The 15,316-nt window shown below is 36.3% G+C and carries 13 protein-coding genes; 9 read left to right on the top strand and 4 right to left on the bottom strand.

Features of this window, described 5'->3' with window-relative positions; all coding sequences use genetic code 11:
• Positions 1 to 115: 115 nt before the first annotated feature.
• The 3 genes from ACYQ1E_RS08215 to ACYQ1E_RS08205 are packed head-to-tail and all read right to left on the bottom strand — an operon-like array spanning position 116 to position 2,269.
• A complete protein-coding gene (locus ACYQ1E_RS08215) occupies positions 116 to 553 on the bottom strand; it encodes a 2-thiouracil desulfurase family protein (protein ID WP_459878498.1) in 438 nt (145 codons plus the stop codon).
• 22 nt (positions 554 to 575) lie between these two features.
• The gene (locus ACYQ1E_RS08210) at positions 576 to 2,003 is read right to left on the bottom strand and encodes an RtcB family protein (protein ID WP_459877723.1); all 1,428 of its coding nucleotides are present in this window, start codon (positions 2,001 to 2,003) and stop codon (positions 576 to 578) included.
• Positions 2,004 to 2,023: 20 nt separating this feature from the next.
• The gene (locus ACYQ1E_RS08205) at positions 2,024 to 2,269 is read right to left on the bottom strand and encodes a FeoA family protein (RefSeq protein ID WP_459877720.1); all 246 of its coding nucleotides are present in this window, start codon (positions 2,267 to 2,269) and stop codon (positions 2,024 to 2,026) included.
• A gap of 187 nt (positions 2,270 to 2,456) precedes the next feature.
• On the opposite strand from ACYQ1E_RS08205, the gene ACYQ1E_RS08200 reads away from it, so the two are divergent.
• The 5 genes from ACYQ1E_RS08200 to ACYQ1E_RS08180 all read left to right on the top strand — a co-directional run bounded on the left by ACYQ1E_RS08200 (position 2,457) and on the right by ACYQ1E_RS08180 (position 11,018).
• Complete coding sequence (locus tag ACYQ1E_RS08200; protein ID WP_459877717.1) at positions 2,457 to 2,753, top strand: hypothetical protein; 297 nt, start codon at positions 2,457 to 2,459, stop codon at positions 2,751 to 2,753.
• 47 nt (positions 2,754 to 2,800) lie between these two features.
• On the top strand, positions 2,801 to 6,037 hold the full coding sequence (carB, locus tag ACYQ1E_RS08195; protein WP_459877714.1) for a carbamoyl-phosphate synthase large subunit: 3,237 nt from the start codon (positions 2,801 to 2,803) through the stop codon (positions 6,035 to 6,037).
• The gene (gene purF, locus ACYQ1E_RS08190; RefSeq protein ID WP_459877711.1) at positions 6,038 to 7,426 is read left to right on the top strand and encodes an amidophosphoribosyltransferase; all 1,389 of its coding nucleotides are present in this window, start codon (positions 6,038 to 6,040) and stop codon (positions 7,424 to 7,426) included. It begins immediately after the preceding gene.
• 231 nt (positions 7,427 to 7,657) lie between these two features.
• Positions 7,658 to 8,650 (top strand): KpsF/GutQ family sugar-phosphate isomerase, encoded by a 993-nt coding sequence (locus tag ACYQ1E_RS08185; RefSeq protein WP_459877708.1) that lies wholly within the window; start codon positions 7,658 to 7,660, stop codon positions 8,648 to 8,650.
• Entirely contained in the window at positions 8,640 to 11,018 is a 2,379-nt protein-coding gene (locus ACYQ1E_RS08180; protein WP_459877705.1) for a penicillin-binding protein 1A, read from the top strand. The genes ACYQ1E_RS08185 and ACYQ1E_RS08180 overlap by 11 nt, the downstream gene beginning before the upstream one ends.
• On the opposite strand, the gene ACYQ1E_RS08175 is transcribed toward ACYQ1E_RS08180, so the two are convergent.
• Positions 11,015 to 11,797 (bottom strand): hypothetical protein, encoded by a 783-nt coding sequence (locus tag ACYQ1E_RS08175; protein WP_459877702.1) that lies wholly within the window; start codon positions 11,795 to 11,797, stop codon positions 11,015 to 11,017. The two genes, ACYQ1E_RS08180 and ACYQ1E_RS08175, sit on opposite strands and share 4 nt — an antisense overlap.
• Positions 11,798 to 11,806: 9 nt before the next feature.
• On the opposite strand from ACYQ1E_RS08175, the gene ACYQ1E_RS08170 reads away from it, so the two are divergent.
• The 4 genes from ACYQ1E_RS08170 (at position 11,807) to queF (ending at position 15,206) form a co-directional block, all read left to right on the top strand.
• Positions 11,807 to 12,622 carry a glycosyltransferase family 2 protein gene (locus ACYQ1E_RS08170; protein WP_459877699.1) on the top strand — a complete coding sequence of 272 codons (816 nt, stop codon included), beginning with the start codon at positions 11,807 to 11,809 and terminating at the stop codon, positions 12,620 to 12,622.
• A gap of 198 nt (positions 12,623 to 12,820) precedes the next feature.
• Complete coding sequence (gene speB, locus ACYQ1E_RS08165) at positions 12,821 to 13,711, top strand: agmatinase (RefSeq protein WP_459877696.1); 891 nt, start codon at positions 12,821 to 12,823, stop codon at positions 13,709 to 13,711.
• Positions 13,712 to 13,717: 6 nt separating this feature from the next.
• Positions 13,718 to 14,821 (top strand): deoxyhypusine synthase family protein, encoded by a 1,104-nt coding sequence (locus ACYQ1E_RS08160; RefSeq protein ID WP_459877693.1) that lies wholly within the window; start codon positions 13,718 to 13,720, stop codon positions 14,819 to 14,821.
• Positions 14,814 to 15,206: a preQ(1) synthase gene (queF, locus tag ACYQ1E_RS08155; protein WP_459877690.1), complete on the top strand. Its 393-nt coding sequence runs from the start codon at positions 14,814 to 14,816 to the stop codon at positions 15,204 to 15,206. The genes ACYQ1E_RS08160 and queF overlap by 8 nt, the downstream gene beginning before the upstream one ends.
• Positions 15,207 to 15,316 lie beyond the last annotated feature (110 nt).

Genomic DNA, 15,316 nt, shown 5'->3' with positions numbered 1-15,316 from the left:
TCGTATTTTATACCTTGAACTCAGCAGGTTTCTTTATTTTTACAAAACATCCACGCAGAATAAAATAAATTATCTCCTCTTTACAACACAACTATAAACTTATCTAAATCAAATATTACCACTTTTTTTGCGTAATGTCAGCTATTAAATCCTCATCACTGATAACAAAAATTCCTTCCTCTTTCAAAAGTTTAGTGGTTACACCATCTCCCTTAATTATTTTTCTGCTGAAACTTCCATCATATATCTTCCCACATCCACAGGAAGGGCTGTATTGTTTTAAGATAGCCCTTTTTATTCCGAGAAGCTTGGCAATATATAGAGTCTCTTTTGCCCCCTGGATAAAATTTTGGGTTACATCTTTGCCTGATCTGGTAAAAACCTTTGTTCCGATTATTTCAGCGCATTCTCTTGGGGTGGGTAAGCCGCCCAATTGTTCTGGACAAAAAGGAATTAAAATATAGTCTTTTATAAGCTCAATAACTTTATTATTTGGCCTTGACTTACCATCATACCTACAGGATAAACCAAGTAAACATGCACTGCAAAGAATCTTTTCTATTTTTTACCTCCATTTATCCCTTAATACAACACATAGGTTTTAGTTTTACAACCCTTCTTGCAAGTCCTGCTTCATGGGTAGAATTTACTACTTTATCTACATCTTTATAAGCCATTGGAGCCTCTTCTGCAGCTCCCTTTTTGCTAGCAGCCATTATAATTATTCCCTGTTGTGCAAGGGATTTTATTATATCCTTTCCTTTCCATTTCTTGGTTGCCTGGCGCCTGCTAATAGACCTTCCAGCTCCATGACATGCAGAATAAAATGCAGGGTCTTGTTGCCCTTTATTTCCAGCAAGGATATAAGATGCAGTTCCCATTGTTCCACCAATTATAACTGGCTGTCCCACCTCTCTGTATTTTTCTGGAATCTCAAAAGATCCTGGGGGATATGCCCTGGTAGCGCCTTTTCTATGGACAAATAATTTTTTGCTTTGCCCATTAATCTTGTGCACCTCTATTTTGCAGGTATTGTGACTAACATCGTATAAAAGGGTCAAAGTGGCTCCTGGAAATACTTCAAAAAAACACTCTCTCACAAGATGAGTTAAGACCTGTCTATTTGCCAGGGCGCAATTTATCCCGCACACCATGGCGCCGTAAAAATCTTGCCCTTCTTTGGAATATATTGGCGCGCAAACAAGCTCTCTTTCTGGTAAATAAATTCCATACTTTTCAGCTGCCTTCATTAAGATATGGATGTAATCTGTGCCAATTTGATGGCCAAGTGCCCTTGAGCCGCAGTGTATAGTCACAACTACCTGTCCCTTCTTCAGACCATAGATTTTTGCTGTTTTCTCATCATATATTTTTGATACATATTGGATTTCCAGATAGTGATTTCCAGAACCAAGGGTCCCTACCTGTTTTTTTTGCCTTTTTTTGGCAGTAGAAGAGACCTTATCTGGCATGGCTCCTTTTATCATCCCACTGTCTTCAATAAATTCTAAGTCTTCTTTGGATCCATATCCCTGTTCTACTGCCCAGTGCGCACCCTTTAAAAGTACTTCATCTAGTTTAGATTCAGATAATTTTATAAAACCTTCAGAGCCTACTCCAGCAGGAATTCTTTTAAAAAGGGTAGTTGCAATTAAATTAAGCTTACTTTCCACCTCTTCCTTTGATAAATTGGTAATTAATGTCCTTACTCCACATGAGATATCATATCCAATTCCTCCAACTGAGATTATTCCTCCTTTATCAGGGTCAAAGGCTGCAACCCCTCCTATTGGAAATCCATAACCCCAATGGGCATCTGGCATTGCGTAAGAGGCCTTTACAATGCCAGGTAATGTGGCTACATTGGCAACTTGTTCAAATACCTTTGGCTCCAGTTCTTCTATTAATTCTTTATCACCAAACAACCTTGCTGGAACCCTCATCTTTCCCTGTTTTGGAATTTCAAAGCAATATTCATTTATTTGTCTTAAATTATCTTTCATAACTAATGACTTTTTAATAATTATAAGTTTGTATCAACTATAATGTAATCTGCTTCATTATTCCTAAGTGTAATTGTAAAGTTATTTATCTTTATTGCAACAGGGTCTTTTAATGGAGCCCTTCCAACTACCATTAATTCCACCCCTGGAAGAATTCCCATGTCCCTGATTCTTCTCCCCAACTCTCCATTAGCCCTTATTTCAAGTATTTTTGCCCGTTGATTTACTTTTAACTGGCGAATGGTCTTATAATTTCTTTGCTCCATAATCTTAACCTCTGAGGAGATTTTTTTGTCTTGCTAGCTGATTAAATGTCTATTACAAATTCTAGTCAAAGAGCTATTTACCTATTGGTGCTTAATTTACATATGTTAATATCTTTAACTGATTTTAATTTCTAATCAAGAATTTTTTCAGAAATTTTTTAAAATTAATAATTAAAAGTAATAACACATGGGAAAACTAATAAGAAAAATAGGATTAACTCCCCTTCTACAGCTTCCAGACTCTATTTGGCAACAGCTAAATAAAATGGAAGAATTGGACACTAACATAAAATATGTCCTTGCTACCCTTTATTATTTGGACTCCAAAGATAAATTGTCAAGTCTTAGAGAGCGACTTCCCAGATATACTTTTCTGGAATGGGATATTATTGAGAGGGCACTTAAGCTCCTTGCCCAATTAAATATAATAGAGTATAGGGACGGACGAGTCACTTTGCGCATAAAACCTATTAAGTATAGGTAGTGTGCTATATTCTGGCTAATAAACATGGATTAAAAAAGGGTTAGTCTATGCCAAAAAGAACAGATATACACAAGATTTTGCTCATTGGTTCTGGTCCAATCATTATTGGCCAGGCCTGTGAATTTGATTACTCAGGGACACAGGCCATAAAGGCCCTAAAAGAGGAGGGCTATGAAGTTGTTTTAATAAACTCAAATCCTGCAACTATTATGACTGATCCTGATATGGCACATAGGACTTATATTGAGCCAATTATTCCTGATATTGTGGAAGAGATAATTAAAAGGGAGAGACCAGATGCCCTCCTTCCCACCCTTGGTGGCCAAACAGGACTTAACATAGCCGTTGAAATAGCTGAGATGGGTATTTTAGAAATGTATGGAGTTGAACTAATTGGAGCAAAACTCAATGCAATTAAAAAAGCTGAAAGTAGAGAACTCTTTAGAGAAGCAATGGAAGAAATTGGGCTTAAAGTCCCAAAAAGTGGGATAGCACGGAGTTTAGATGAAGTCAGGGAAATTGCAAATCTTATCCCCTTTCCAATAATTGTGAGACCAGCCTTCACTTTGGGTGGAACTGGTGGAGGAGTTGCCTATAATATAGAGGAACTCGAACAAATAGCAGCCAAGGGACTATCTGCCAGCATGAGTTCAGAAGTTATGTTAGAAGAATCTTTGCTCGGTTGGAAGGAATTTGAATTAGAAGTTATGAGGGATAAAAACGACAATTGTGTTGTTATTTGTACTATTGAGAATTTAGATCCCATGGGCATTCATACAGGAGATTCTATAACTGTTGCCCCTGCTCAGACCTTAACAGACAGGGAATATCAAATAATGCGAAACGCAGCCTTTGATATAATGAAGGTTATAGGAGTTGAAACAGGTGGATCCAATGTCCAGTTTGCAGTGCATCCAGATACTGGAGAGTTAATGGTAATAGAGATGAATCCAAGGGTTTCCAGGTCATCTGCCCTGGCATCTAAGGCCACAGGCTTCCCAATAGCAAAAATAGCTGCAAAATTAGCCGTTGGTTATACCTTAGATGAGCTCCCAAACGACATCACCAAGGAAACTGTTGCCTCTTTTGAGCCATCTATTGACTATGTTGTAGTAAAGATTCCCAGATTTACTTTTGAAAAATTTCCAGGCTCAAAGGATGAGCTCACAACCTCAATGAGGAGTGTAGGCGAGACAATGGCCATTGGCCGCACCTTTAAAGAGGCCCTGCAAAAGGGATTTAGGTCAATAGAAACAGGCCACATTGGCCTCTCAAAATTAGATGATAACATCCCGTCAAAAGAAGAAATTTTAAATAAATTAAGAGTTCCCAATTCAAACAGGGTCCAGTATCTCAGATACGCTATATTGGGTGGTTTATCAGATCAAGAGATATACAAAGAATCTTCAATTGATCCATGGTTTATAAGACAAATAAGGGAAATTGTGGATTTTGAAAATAAATTAAAAAAATGGGCAAAGAAATCTCCTGCCTTTAAAGATGAAGAAGATTTTTATATGTTAAAAAGGGCAAAGGAGTTGGGATTTTCTGATAAACAGCTTGGTCTTTGTTTAAATTTAGATGAGTTGTCTATAAGAAATTTAAGAAAATCTGTAGATATTAATCCCACATACAAATTGGTTGATACTTGTGCAGCTGAGTTTGAGGCATATACTCCCTATTATTATTCCACTTATGAAAAAGAAAATGAAGCACGAATAACAGACAAAAAAAAGGTTATGATCTTAGGTGGTGGCCCAAATAGGATAGGTCAGGGGATAGAGTTTGACTATTGTTGTGTCCATGCATCCTTTGCATTAAAAGAGCTTGGCATAGAGACAATAATGGTGAATTCCAATCCAGAAACTGTTAGTACAGATTATGATACCTCAGACAAGTTATATTTTGAACCCTTAACCTTTGAGGATGTCTTAAATATTGTTGAACAGGAAAAACCCTATGGCTTAATAGTCCAATTTGGAGGACAAACCCCATTAAATCTTGCAGTGCCCTTAATGAGGGCTGGGGTAAATATACTTGGAACTTCTCCTGATAGTATTGATAGGGCAGAAGATAGGGAGCGCTTTAAAGAATTAATCCAGAAACTTGGATTAAAACAACCTGTCAATGCAACAGCAACTAAAGAAGAAGAAGCCATTAAACTTGCAAAAGATATAGGATATCCTCTTGTGGTAAGGCCATCTTATGTGCTTGGTGGAAGGGCCATGGAGATTGTTTATGATGAATCTGAATTAAGGTCTTATTTTAGAGAAGCCGTAGTAATTAGTCCAGATCACCCTATATTGCTGGATAAATTTTTGGAAGATGCAATAGAAGTGGATGTAGATGCCCTTTCAGATGGAAAAGATGTGTATGTTGCTGGTATTATGGAACATATTGAAGAGGCAGGGATCCATTCAGGGGATTCTGCATGCGTTATTCCGCCCCACACCCTGTCTGATGAGATAAAAGAACAAATACACTACATGACAGAAGCCCTTGCAAAAGAGCTAAATGTTGTTGGGCTTATGAATATTCAATATGCAATTAAAGATGGTGAGATTTTTGTCCTTGAGGTAAATCCAAGGGCATCCAGGACAGTGCCCTTTGTATCCAAGGCAACTGGTGTGCCCCTGGCAAAATTTGCCACATATGTAATGATGGGACATAGCTTGAAAGAACTGGATCCATGGTCAAAGAGAAGGTGGGGATTTACTTCCATTAAAGAAGTGGTGCTTCCATTTAATAGATTCCCAGGGGTAGATGTGTTTTTAGGCCCAGAGATGAGATCAACTGGTGAGGTTATGGGCATTGACCTGAGTTTTGGCATGTCCTTTTTAAAGGCACAGGCAGGAGCTAATCAGATCCTTCCTAAAGAGGGAGCAGTATTTATTTCTGTAAATGATAGAGATAAGCCTAAGATTGTGGAGGTTGCAAAGAGTTTTAAAGATCTTGGTTTTGAATTAATTGCAACAAGGGGAACTGCAAAATTTTTAAACAATTATGGCATTAACTCTAAGATTGTTAACAAGGTATATGAGGGCCGCCCCAATATCCTTGATATGATCAAAAACAGAGAAATTGATCTCATAATAAATACCAAGTCAGGAAAACTCACAGCAAAGGATTCTTCTTCTCTTAGGCGGGCCACCCTGCTATACAATATCCCGTACACTACCACAGTGGCAGCAGCTAAAGCAATAGTTATGGCATTAAAAGAACTTAAACAGGGTAAAGGATATCAGGTCCGTTCTATTCAGGAATATTACAGTGGAGAAAAATAAATGAAAAAAGAATCCTGTGGATTAATTGGCATATATAACCACAAAGAAGCAGCAAGGCTTGCATATTTTGGACTATATGCCCTGCAGCACAGGGGTCAGGAAGGGGCTGGAATAGTTACCTGGGATGGAAAAAAATTAAGGGAAGAGAGAGGCATGGGCCTGGTTGCTGAAGTGTTTAATGAAAGACACCTTTCTAAAGAATTAAAAGGAAATATTGCCATTGGACATGTGCGTTACTCTACTACTGGTGCATCCATACTTAGAAATGTCCAGCCCTTTATTACTTATTTTAAAGGAATTCACATGGCAATTGGGCATAATGGAAATCTGGTGAATACTATTTCATTAAGAAAAGAACTTGAAGATAGAGGATCCCTCTTTCAGACTACAATGGACAGTGAAATATTTGTCCATTTAATTGCCCGTGAGATGTGCTCAAAGGATATAGAAGAGGCTATAATTGCTGCATGTGCTAAAGTGAAAGGGGCATACTCATTAGTTATGCTGGTGAACGATAAACTAATTGGATTAAGAGACCCCTATGGATTTAGACCCTTGGTTTTGGGCAGGATGGGTACTAGTTATGTCTTATCCTCTGAGACCTGTGCATTAGACCTTATGGAAGCTGAGTATATGGGGGAGATAGAACCTGGTGAAATGATAGTAATTGATAAGGGGCATCTAAAGAGTTATTCTTTGACCAAAGAGATACCAAGCAGACGTGCCTGTATATTTGAGCTTATATATTTTGCCAGACCAGATTCTGTGGTATTTGGCAAAAATGTATATATAGCAAGAAAGAACATGGGAATGGCTTTGGCAGAAGAGGCGCCTGTTGAAGCAGATTTTTGTATGCCCTTTCCAGATTCTGGGGTATATGCAGCAGTGGGATATGCGCAAAAGTCCTCAATCCCCTATGAAAATGCAATGATAAGAAATCATTATGTGGGAAGGACATTTATCCAACCTTCACAGGACATGAGGGATTTTGGAGTAAGGATGAAATTAAACCCAGTAAAAGAGATGATAAAGAACAAACGGATAGTTATTATTGAAGATTCCATTGTTAGGGGAACTACAATAAGGACAAGGATAAAAAAATTAAGGGAACTGGGAGCAAGGGAACTTCATATGCGGGTCAGTTGTCCCCCAATAAAATTTCCGTGCTTTTATGGAATTGATTTTTCATCTAAAGGAGAACTTATTGCTGGAAACCATGAGGTTGAAGATATTGAGAAGTTCATTGGACTTGATTCCCTACATTACCTTTCTCTAGATGGCCTTCTTAAGGCTGTAGATGGTGAAGATAACTTCTGTCTTGCCTGTTTCACTGGTGATTATCCAATTGAGCTATGCAAAAAATATGGGAAATTGGTTTTTGATAAATAAATTTAAAGTTCAATGTTCTAGGTTCTATGTTCAATGTTCTACGTTCAATGTTCTATGTTCAATGTTCTAGGTTCTATGTTCTACGTTCAATGTTCTATGTTCTATGTTCTATGTTTAATGTTCTAGGTTCTAGATTTTAGGTTCTATGTTCTAATTTTTTTAAACGTTGAACATTGAACATTGAACGTTGAACTAAAAACATAGAACAATTTATAACAAGGAGATCTTAAGATGAAGGGGCGTTCTCCAGATGAGTGGGTGGAATTTGCAAAAAAAGTCTTGGATATAGAAGTTGAAGGTATTTTAGAGGTCAAGAAAAATTTAGACAGGGAATTTTACAGTGTCTTAAAATTACTTGCCTCCTGCAAAGGGAGAATTGTTGTTACTGGAATCGGGAAATCAGGTCTTGTTGGGAGAAAGATTGCTGCTACTTTAAGTAGTACAGGGACACCTGCCTTTTTCTTGCATCCTGTTGAAGGAGCACATGGTGATCTGGGCATGATACAAAAAGAAGATGTGGTGCTTGCAATCTCAAATAGTGGGGAGACAGATGAGCTAAATGCTATTATTCCAGTATTAAAGAGCCTTGGACTCAAGATTGTTGCTCTCACCGCAAAAAGGGACTCTACATTGGCAAAAATGAGTGATTTTGTTCTCTCTATTTTTGTGCCAAGGGAGGCCTGTACCCTAAACCTTGCTCCAACTGCATCAACTACTGCTACTCTGGCACTTGGAGATGCAATCGCAGTTTCATTGACCAGGTGGAAGGAATTTAAAAAAGAGGATTTTAAGAGATTTCATCCAGGAGGGGATCTGGGAAGAAGGCTTTCAATGGATATAAATGAGATAATGCAGAGGGACAATTTGCCTATTGCTTATCTTAATACAAAATTAAAAGACGCTATTGAGCTCCTTGATAAAGGGGGTCTTGGATGTGTGATTGTGGTGGATGAAAAAAATAGATTAAAAGGTATTATTACAGATGGCGATATAAGGCGCATGGTGGTTAAAAATATATTGGATTTAAATGGCAGAGTGGAGGAGTTTATGACCAAAAATCCCAGATTTGGAAAACAAGGAGAAACAGGCGCAAGGATGCTGGATATCATGGAACAGGCAGAGATTACTGTGCTTCCTGTAGTTGATAACAATATGGTTGTTAAAGGCGTGGTTCATTTACATGATTTACTTGGAAAAGGAAAACTAACCTTTAATGGAGTATAAGTTTAAGAAAAATCTTATGTTTATGAAATATATAAAGCTTGTTATTATTATACTTTTAGCATTGATGTTATTGGGAACAGGATTTTTAATTGGCGGTTATTTTTGGATATCCAAAGGGCTTCCAAGAATTGAGAAGATCACAGACTATAGCCCCTGTCTCACCACTACAGTTTATTCGCGTAATAATAAGGTCATTGGATATTTTTATAAACAAAACAGGTTTTTATTTTCCATAAAAGAGGTACCCGCTTATGTGAAAAATGCATTTATAGCTGCAGAAGACAGTGATTTTTATCACCACAAGGGAATTGATTTTATGGGGATCTTGAGGGCAGCTGTAAAAAATATAGAGGCTGGAAAAATAGTGCAAGGAGGATCTACAATCACTCAACAAGTGGTTAAATCCATATTACTCAGTCCGAAAAAGAGTTATAAAAGGAAAATCAGAGAGGCAATACTTGCATATAGACTTGAAAAACATTTGACCAAAGATGAAATATTAACCATATATCTCACCCAGATATATCTAGGTTCAGGTGCGTACGGCGTTGAAGCAGCTGCCAGGACATATTTTGGAAAACATGCCAAAGACCTAAGTGTGGCCGAAGCAGCATTACTTGCCGCTCTTCCCAAGGCACCTTCTTATTACAATCCCTATAAACATCTAAAAAGGGCAAAAATAAGACAAATATATGTGCTAAAGAGGATGTTGGAGCTTGGCATGATCACAAAACAAGATTACGATAATGCCCTTAAATATCCCATTGAGCTAAAAAAGATGGAAGATCCATCTTGGAAAATAGGACCTTATTTTTTAGAAGAGGTAAGGAGATTTTTGATAAAAAGATATGGAGAGGATAAAACTTATTGCGGTGGACTTCACGTCTATACAACAATGGATATAAAACATGAGATAGCAGCAGAAAAGGCCCTTCAGGCAGGACTTATAGCTTCTACTAAAAGACGGGGCTTCAGGGGACCAATTGACCATTTAACTAGGGCTAATATCAATAAATTTTTAAATAGAGATTCAGAAAAATTATTAGAAGATCTAAAGGCAGGTAAATGGATAAAAGTGGTTGTAACCAAGGTAGAAAAAAAAGGTGCCAGTGTAAGATTTGGGAACTACACTGGTTTTATCCCTGTTAAATCAATGTCATGGTGTAGAAAAATAGACCCTGAAAAAGCGCCAGAAGAAGTCCCAAAAATAAAAGATGCAACCAAGGTATTGAAAGTCGGTGATGTGGTGTATGCATCCTTAAATAAAATAGATAACAATGGTGAGATTATCTTAAATCTTGAGCAGGAGCCTTTGGTTGAAGGGGCAATAGTATCTTTAGATCCAAGATCAGGTGAAGTCCTAGCTCTTGTTGGTGGTTATGATTTTAGTCGTAGTCAATTTGATAGGGCAATTCAGGCAAAAAGACAAACAGGTTCTGCATTTAAACCAATTGTTTATTCTGCTGCCCTGGATCATGGATACACTGCAGCTTCTATAATATTAGATGCTCCAATTGTGTATAGAGATGTTTACACAAATTCTACATGGCGGCCTGAAAATTATGAAAAGACTATATATGGTCCAACCCTTTTTAGAACAGCTTTAGTTTATTCCAGAAATCTGGTTACTATCAGGATTGCCATGAAAATTGGCATAGATGCAATTATCCAGAGGGCAAAGAAAATGGGACTTGAGGCAGATTTCCCAAGAAATTTATCTGTTGCTTTGGGAAGTGCTTCTGTGTCTTTGTTTAATCTATGTAAGGCTTACACTGGATTTGCAAGGCTTGGAACAGTAATAGATCCAATAATAATAAGAAAAATAAATGATTCATTTGGCAGAGAAGTAGAGACCATTAGACCTATAATAAAAAAGGCCATAACTCCTCAAAATGCATATATTATGGATTATTTAATGCAGCAGGTTGTAAAGTACGGTACAGGGTGGAGGGCAAGAGTCTTAAAAAGACCCATTGCTGGAAAGACTGGTACAACAGATGAACAAAAGGACGCATGGTTTATGGGATTTACTCCTTATCTATTAACTGGTGTATATGTAGGTTTTGATGTGCCTGCTCCAATGGGCAAATATGAAACAGGATCTAGGGCTGCCTGTCCAATCTTTGTTAAATATAGAAAACAAGTAGAAAAAGATTATCCTTTAGAGGATTTTAAAAAACCCCCTGGGATTATAATGGTGAGAATAGATGCAAAAAATGGAAAATTAGCAGGTCCAAATACAAAGGAAAGTTATATGCTCCCTTTTATCATAGGTACAGAACCTAAAGAAATATCTCATGGAGAGAATTTGTATGAGAATGAGGGGAGCACTGAAACTGAACAGGAGATATTAAAACAAATTTTTTAGATATTGAAGTCTGGAAATAAATTACACAATATCTCTTGTAATAAAAATAATTCCCTTTCAAGTTGTTCTCTGTTTACATCAAGAATAGGTATTTTTGAGGTGAGTACAAATTCCAGACCCATTTTGTCTATTTTTTCAGATGTGGAAATTGCTGAACTTAAATATTGTCTAATAGCGGCTAGACGTTTAATGAGAAAAGTTTTTAAATCAAAAATAGTTGTATCATAATTGAAAAAGCACAGAATTAGATCTGTTAGTTCTTCTAAATCGTGTCTTGATTTAAACTTTATAAAAAACATCTCAAAAAAGGATATAACATTCTCATTCCAGGTAATTTTTGATTGTTTTAACTTAAAAATGATTTTTGCGTAACTATTTGAATTTACTTCTTCAATAATTTTTATAATATTATTTGGAATTTCAATATTCCATTTTATAGATAAAAAGAAATCCTGAAAAAAATTATCATATGGATACCAGATTATCTGTTCTTGATTTACAATAATATTGATATGTTTGATATTTTCTCTTAAATATGTAGAGTAATGGCTTATAATTTCATTTGATGCATTTGGTGGTGCGATTTTATAGAAGATTTGTTTAAATATTTCATCTGGATATACTATGAGTTTTATTAGATGGGGTTCTTGTTTGAGTAATTTTTCTACTTCTTTAGGTTTAACACACTCATGATTAACTTCAAAAAATTCCAGTGTCTCTGGTGGAATTAAAAATTTTTTAGAAAAATAATCTAAGAGAAAGACCTTTAATTTATTCATAATTTTCTCATGAAAGTATCAGTAATTATTCCCACATTTAATAGGGCCAATTTAGTAAAAAGGGCTATCTTATCTGTATTAAATCAGACATATAAAGATCTTGAACTAATCGTTGTAGATGATGGCTCTTCTGATAACACAAAAGATGTATTAAGATCAATCAATGATTTAAGGCTTAAGACAATTTTTTTGGATAAAAATATGGGAGTCTCCGCAGCAAGAAATATTGGGATAAATGAAAGTAGGGGAGAGATTATAGCACTACTGGATTCAGACGACGAGTGGTTAGAAAAAAAATTGGAGACCCATTTAGCTTTTCATATCCAAGGGCAATTTGTGATATCCCAGACAGAGGAAATCTGGGTAAGAAAGGGGAAAAGGGTAAATCCCAAAAACATACACAGAAAAAAAGCAGGCTGGATCTTTGAACCATCTCTTAAGCTGTGTTTGGTTAGTCCTTCCTGTGTTATGTTCAATAGAGAATTAATAGGAGAAATTGGTCTATTTGATGAAAACCTTGCTGCATGTGAAGATTACGATATGTGGCTTAGGGTCTCTTTAAGATATCCAATTGGACTTTGCCCATACCCTTTGGTAATACGATATGGGGGAAGAGAAGATCAACTCTCATCAAAAATAATAGGACTCGATTTATACAGGATATATTCCCTTATAAAAATTTTGAAAAATGAGACTTTAAATGATGACCAGCTAAAGGCAACAAAAGACATGCTAAAAACAAAATCTAGAACATATATAATCGGGTGTTTGAAAAGGGGAAAAATAGAAGAAGCCCTAAGGGTAAAGAAAATTATAGAAGTTTAACAATTTTAGATGAGTTTGTTGGAGTTAAGATTTAGAGGGTAAGCAAGAAGAATGATATTTATTTTCCTTAAAATAGAGAAAGAATAGGAGATTGGAGGCTTAGGAAAATTATATTAAAGATCAAACAATTCCTTGTAATTTTTAAACAAAAAAGTTAGCTTACCAGAAAAATTATGAGTGGTTTTGCAAGGTATTAGCATGTATTCAAAATATGCAGATGATGAGGGACAGGGAAAAGAAATTATAGTATTGCCTGTTCCCTATGAAGGGGCCGTGTCTTTTGGTACAGGCACAAAAAAAGCGCCAATGGCAATACTTAGGGCATCTTTAGAGATCGAAACATGGGATGAAGAACTTGAAATAGATCTTTTAGATGTGGCCAAGTTTAATACTTTAGATTATTTTGAGCCAACAGTTGCAGGACCAAAGTATGTATTTGAGTTCCTTTATAATTATCTTAAATCCAACTTAGATCCTGCAAAAGAATTTTTATTAACCATTGGTGGTGACCACTCAGTTGCACTTGCTCCTATTAAATTTTACCATGATTATTATAAAGATCTCTTTGTCCTGCAAATTGATGCCCATTGTGATCTCAGGGAGGAATTTCAAGGAAGCAAGTATTCCCATGGCTCAGTAATGGCACGGGTACGGGATTTTGATATTCCTATAATTCAGCTTGGAATAAGAAGTCTTTGTAGACAAGAATCTGAAAGGTTAAAAAAAGATTCAAACATAACAACATTTTTTGCCAGGGATATATTGGATTTATCTCCACAAAAGGTTGCAAAGAAAATAAAGGAAATTTTAAATAACAGGCCCTTATATTTGACTTTTGATGTAGATGGAGTTGACCCATCAATAGTCCCTGGAACTGGTACGCCAGAGCCTGGTGGAATCCCATTTTTTTGGCTTTATGATTTCTGGATACATTTATTTAAGCAAAATATATCTTTGGTTGGAATGGATGTATGTGAGCTTGCACCAATCCCCAATCAATTAGTATCTGAGTCAACTGTTGTAAAATTTATAAATAGAATACTCTGCGCATATTTGGTGTTTTACAATAACTCTAACCAACAAGGATAAGAGAAAATGCAAAATGAATTTGTCAGAGATATAAATGCATATCTAGATCCAGATAAGGCAGGACTTATTCCTTTAGAGCCCTTAGATCCAGACAAAATAAGGAATTTTGATGAACTTTTGCTTGCCATGTCCAAAACTGCCTTTGGAGGAAGACAGCTAGGAGAGGCATTGGACGTTCTTGAAACAATGGTAAGGGATTCAGAGTGTCATGTAGTAGCTACTTTTTCTGGCGCCATGACTGTTGCCAAGATGGGAAAATTAATATGTAAAATGATTGATGAAGGCTGGGTGCAATCTATTATCTCCACTGGTGCACTTATGGCCCATGGATTTATTGAAGCAATTGGAATGAAGCATTATAAATATCAATTTGGTGAAATGGACGATAAAGAACTATGCAGGGCTGGTTTAAATAGGGTGTATGATACATTGGAGCCTGAGAAAAATTTTATTCATTCTGAAACTGTTGTTAGGGAAGTTTTTAAAAGGTTAAAAGAGAAAAAATACCTATGTTCTTATCTAATTTGCAGGGAACTGGGCAGATATTTACATGAAAATTATAAGGACTCAGGGATTTTAAAGAGCGCCTATGAAAAGGATGTACCAGTGTACATACCTGCATTTACAGATTCAGAGCTGGCACTGAGTATTGCATGTAATTTTCTTGCTGAAAATCCAAGTCTGGCAGAAAAATTTGATCCTGAGAAGTTGCCATTTGTATTTAATCCCTATATGGATTTATTTCACTATACAAAAAGGATATCAAATGCAAAAAAAATAGGCATATTCACAATTGGAGGAGGCGTTCCCCGTAACTGGGCACAACAAGTAGGGCCATTTTTAGAAATGAGTCTTCAGCAATTTCCTGAGTTAAAATGGAAAATTAAAAGATTTCACTATGGGGTGAGGATATGTCCAGAACCAGTTCATTGGGGGGGACTATCAGGTTGTACATACGAAGAAGGCATTTCATGGGGAAAGTTTGTGCCAAAAGATAAAGGGGGAAAATTTGCAGAAGTTTTATGTGATGCAACAATAGCCTGGCCTATTTTAATCCTGGCACTTGATAGAAGACTAAAAAAAGACAAAAAAGGGGATAAAAATGGCTAAGGCAGAAGGATTAAAACTTCCATTTAAAGGACAAGAACACATTAGAACGGATTTATTAGAGACCTTTGATTTTGACGGAAAAGACGAATATATAAAAACAGAAACAAAAGAATTTATAGCAGTATGTCCCTTTAGTGGTCTTCCTGATGTTGCAAGGGTAATAATTGAATATTATCCAGAGGGTGGCAAGTGCGTTGAACTCAAGTCTTTAAAATATTATATGGTGAGTTTTAAAGATGTTGGAATATATCAGGAAGAGGCAACAAAGAGGATATATGAAGACTTAAAAAAAGTATTGAACACAAAGAGACTTAAAGTTACAACAATTTACAACATTAGAGGCGGCTTTAAGACTACAGTTGTTTATGGAACATTAGATGGGTGAATGGGTAAATGAGTGGATGGGTATATGGGTTAATGGGTGAATGGGTTAAGGGGTTAAAGGGTTGAAGGGTTAAGGGTTGAACTCAATAAACTCACAAACTCTACAAACAC

The sequence above is a fragment of the Desulfothermus naphthae genome, from assembly GCF_054657475.1.
Note: the sequence above shows the minus strand (reverse complement) of the source record. Positions and strands in the feature narration are given on the sequence as shown.

What these genes read in the sequence shown, in the direction of transcription:
- speB (WP_459877696.1), top strand. Translation starts at nt 12,821, where the DNA reads ATGTATTCAAAATATGCAGATGATGAGGGACAGGGAAAAGAAATTATA.
- ACYQ1E_RS08180 (WP_459877705.1), top strand. Translation starts at nt 8,640, where the DNA reads ATGGAGTATAAGTTTAAGAAAAATCTTATGTTTATGAAATATATAAAG.
- ACYQ1E_RS08200 (WP_459877717.1), top strand. Translation starts at nt 2,457, where the DNA reads ATGGGAAAACTAATAAGAAAAATAGGATTAACTCCCCTTCTACAGCTT.
- ACYQ1E_RS08210 (WP_459877723.1), bottom strand. Translation starts at nt 2,003, where the DNA reads ATGAAAGATAATTTAAGACAAATAAATGAATATTGCTTTGAAATTCCA.
- ACYQ1E_RS08205 (WP_459877720.1), bottom strand. Translation starts at nt 2,269, where the DNA reads ATGGAGCAAAGAAATTATAAGACCATTCGCCAGTTAAAAGTAAATCAA.
- ACYQ1E_RS08160 (WP_459877693.1), top strand. Translation starts at nt 13,718, where the DNA reads ATGCAAAATGAATTTGTCAGAGATATAAATGCATATCTAGATCCAGAT.
- ACYQ1E_RS08175 (WP_459877702.1), bottom strand. Translation starts at nt 11,797, where the DNA reads ATGAATAAATTAAAGGTCTTTCTCTTAGATTATTTTTCTAAAAAATTT.
- ACYQ1E_RS08185 (WP_459877708.1), top strand. Translation starts at nt 7,658, where the DNA reads ATGAAGGGGCGTTCTCCAGATGAGTGGGTGGAATTTGCAAAAAAAGTC.
- queF (WP_459877690.1), top strand. Translation starts at nt 14,814, where the DNA reads ATGGCTAAGGCAGAAGGATTAAAACTTCCATTTAAAGGACAAGAACAC.
- ACYQ1E_RS08170 (WP_459877699.1), top strand. Translation starts at nt 11,807, where the DNA reads ATGAAAGTATCAGTAATTATTCCCACATTTAATAGGGCCAATTTAGTA.
- purF (WP_459877711.1), top strand. Translation starts at nt 6,038, where the DNA reads ATGAAAAAAGAATCCTGTGGATTAATTGGCATATATAACCACAAAGAA.
- carB (WP_459877714.1), top strand. Translation starts at nt 2,801, where the DNA reads ATGCCAAAAAGAACAGATATACACAAGATTTTGCTCATTGGTTCTGGT.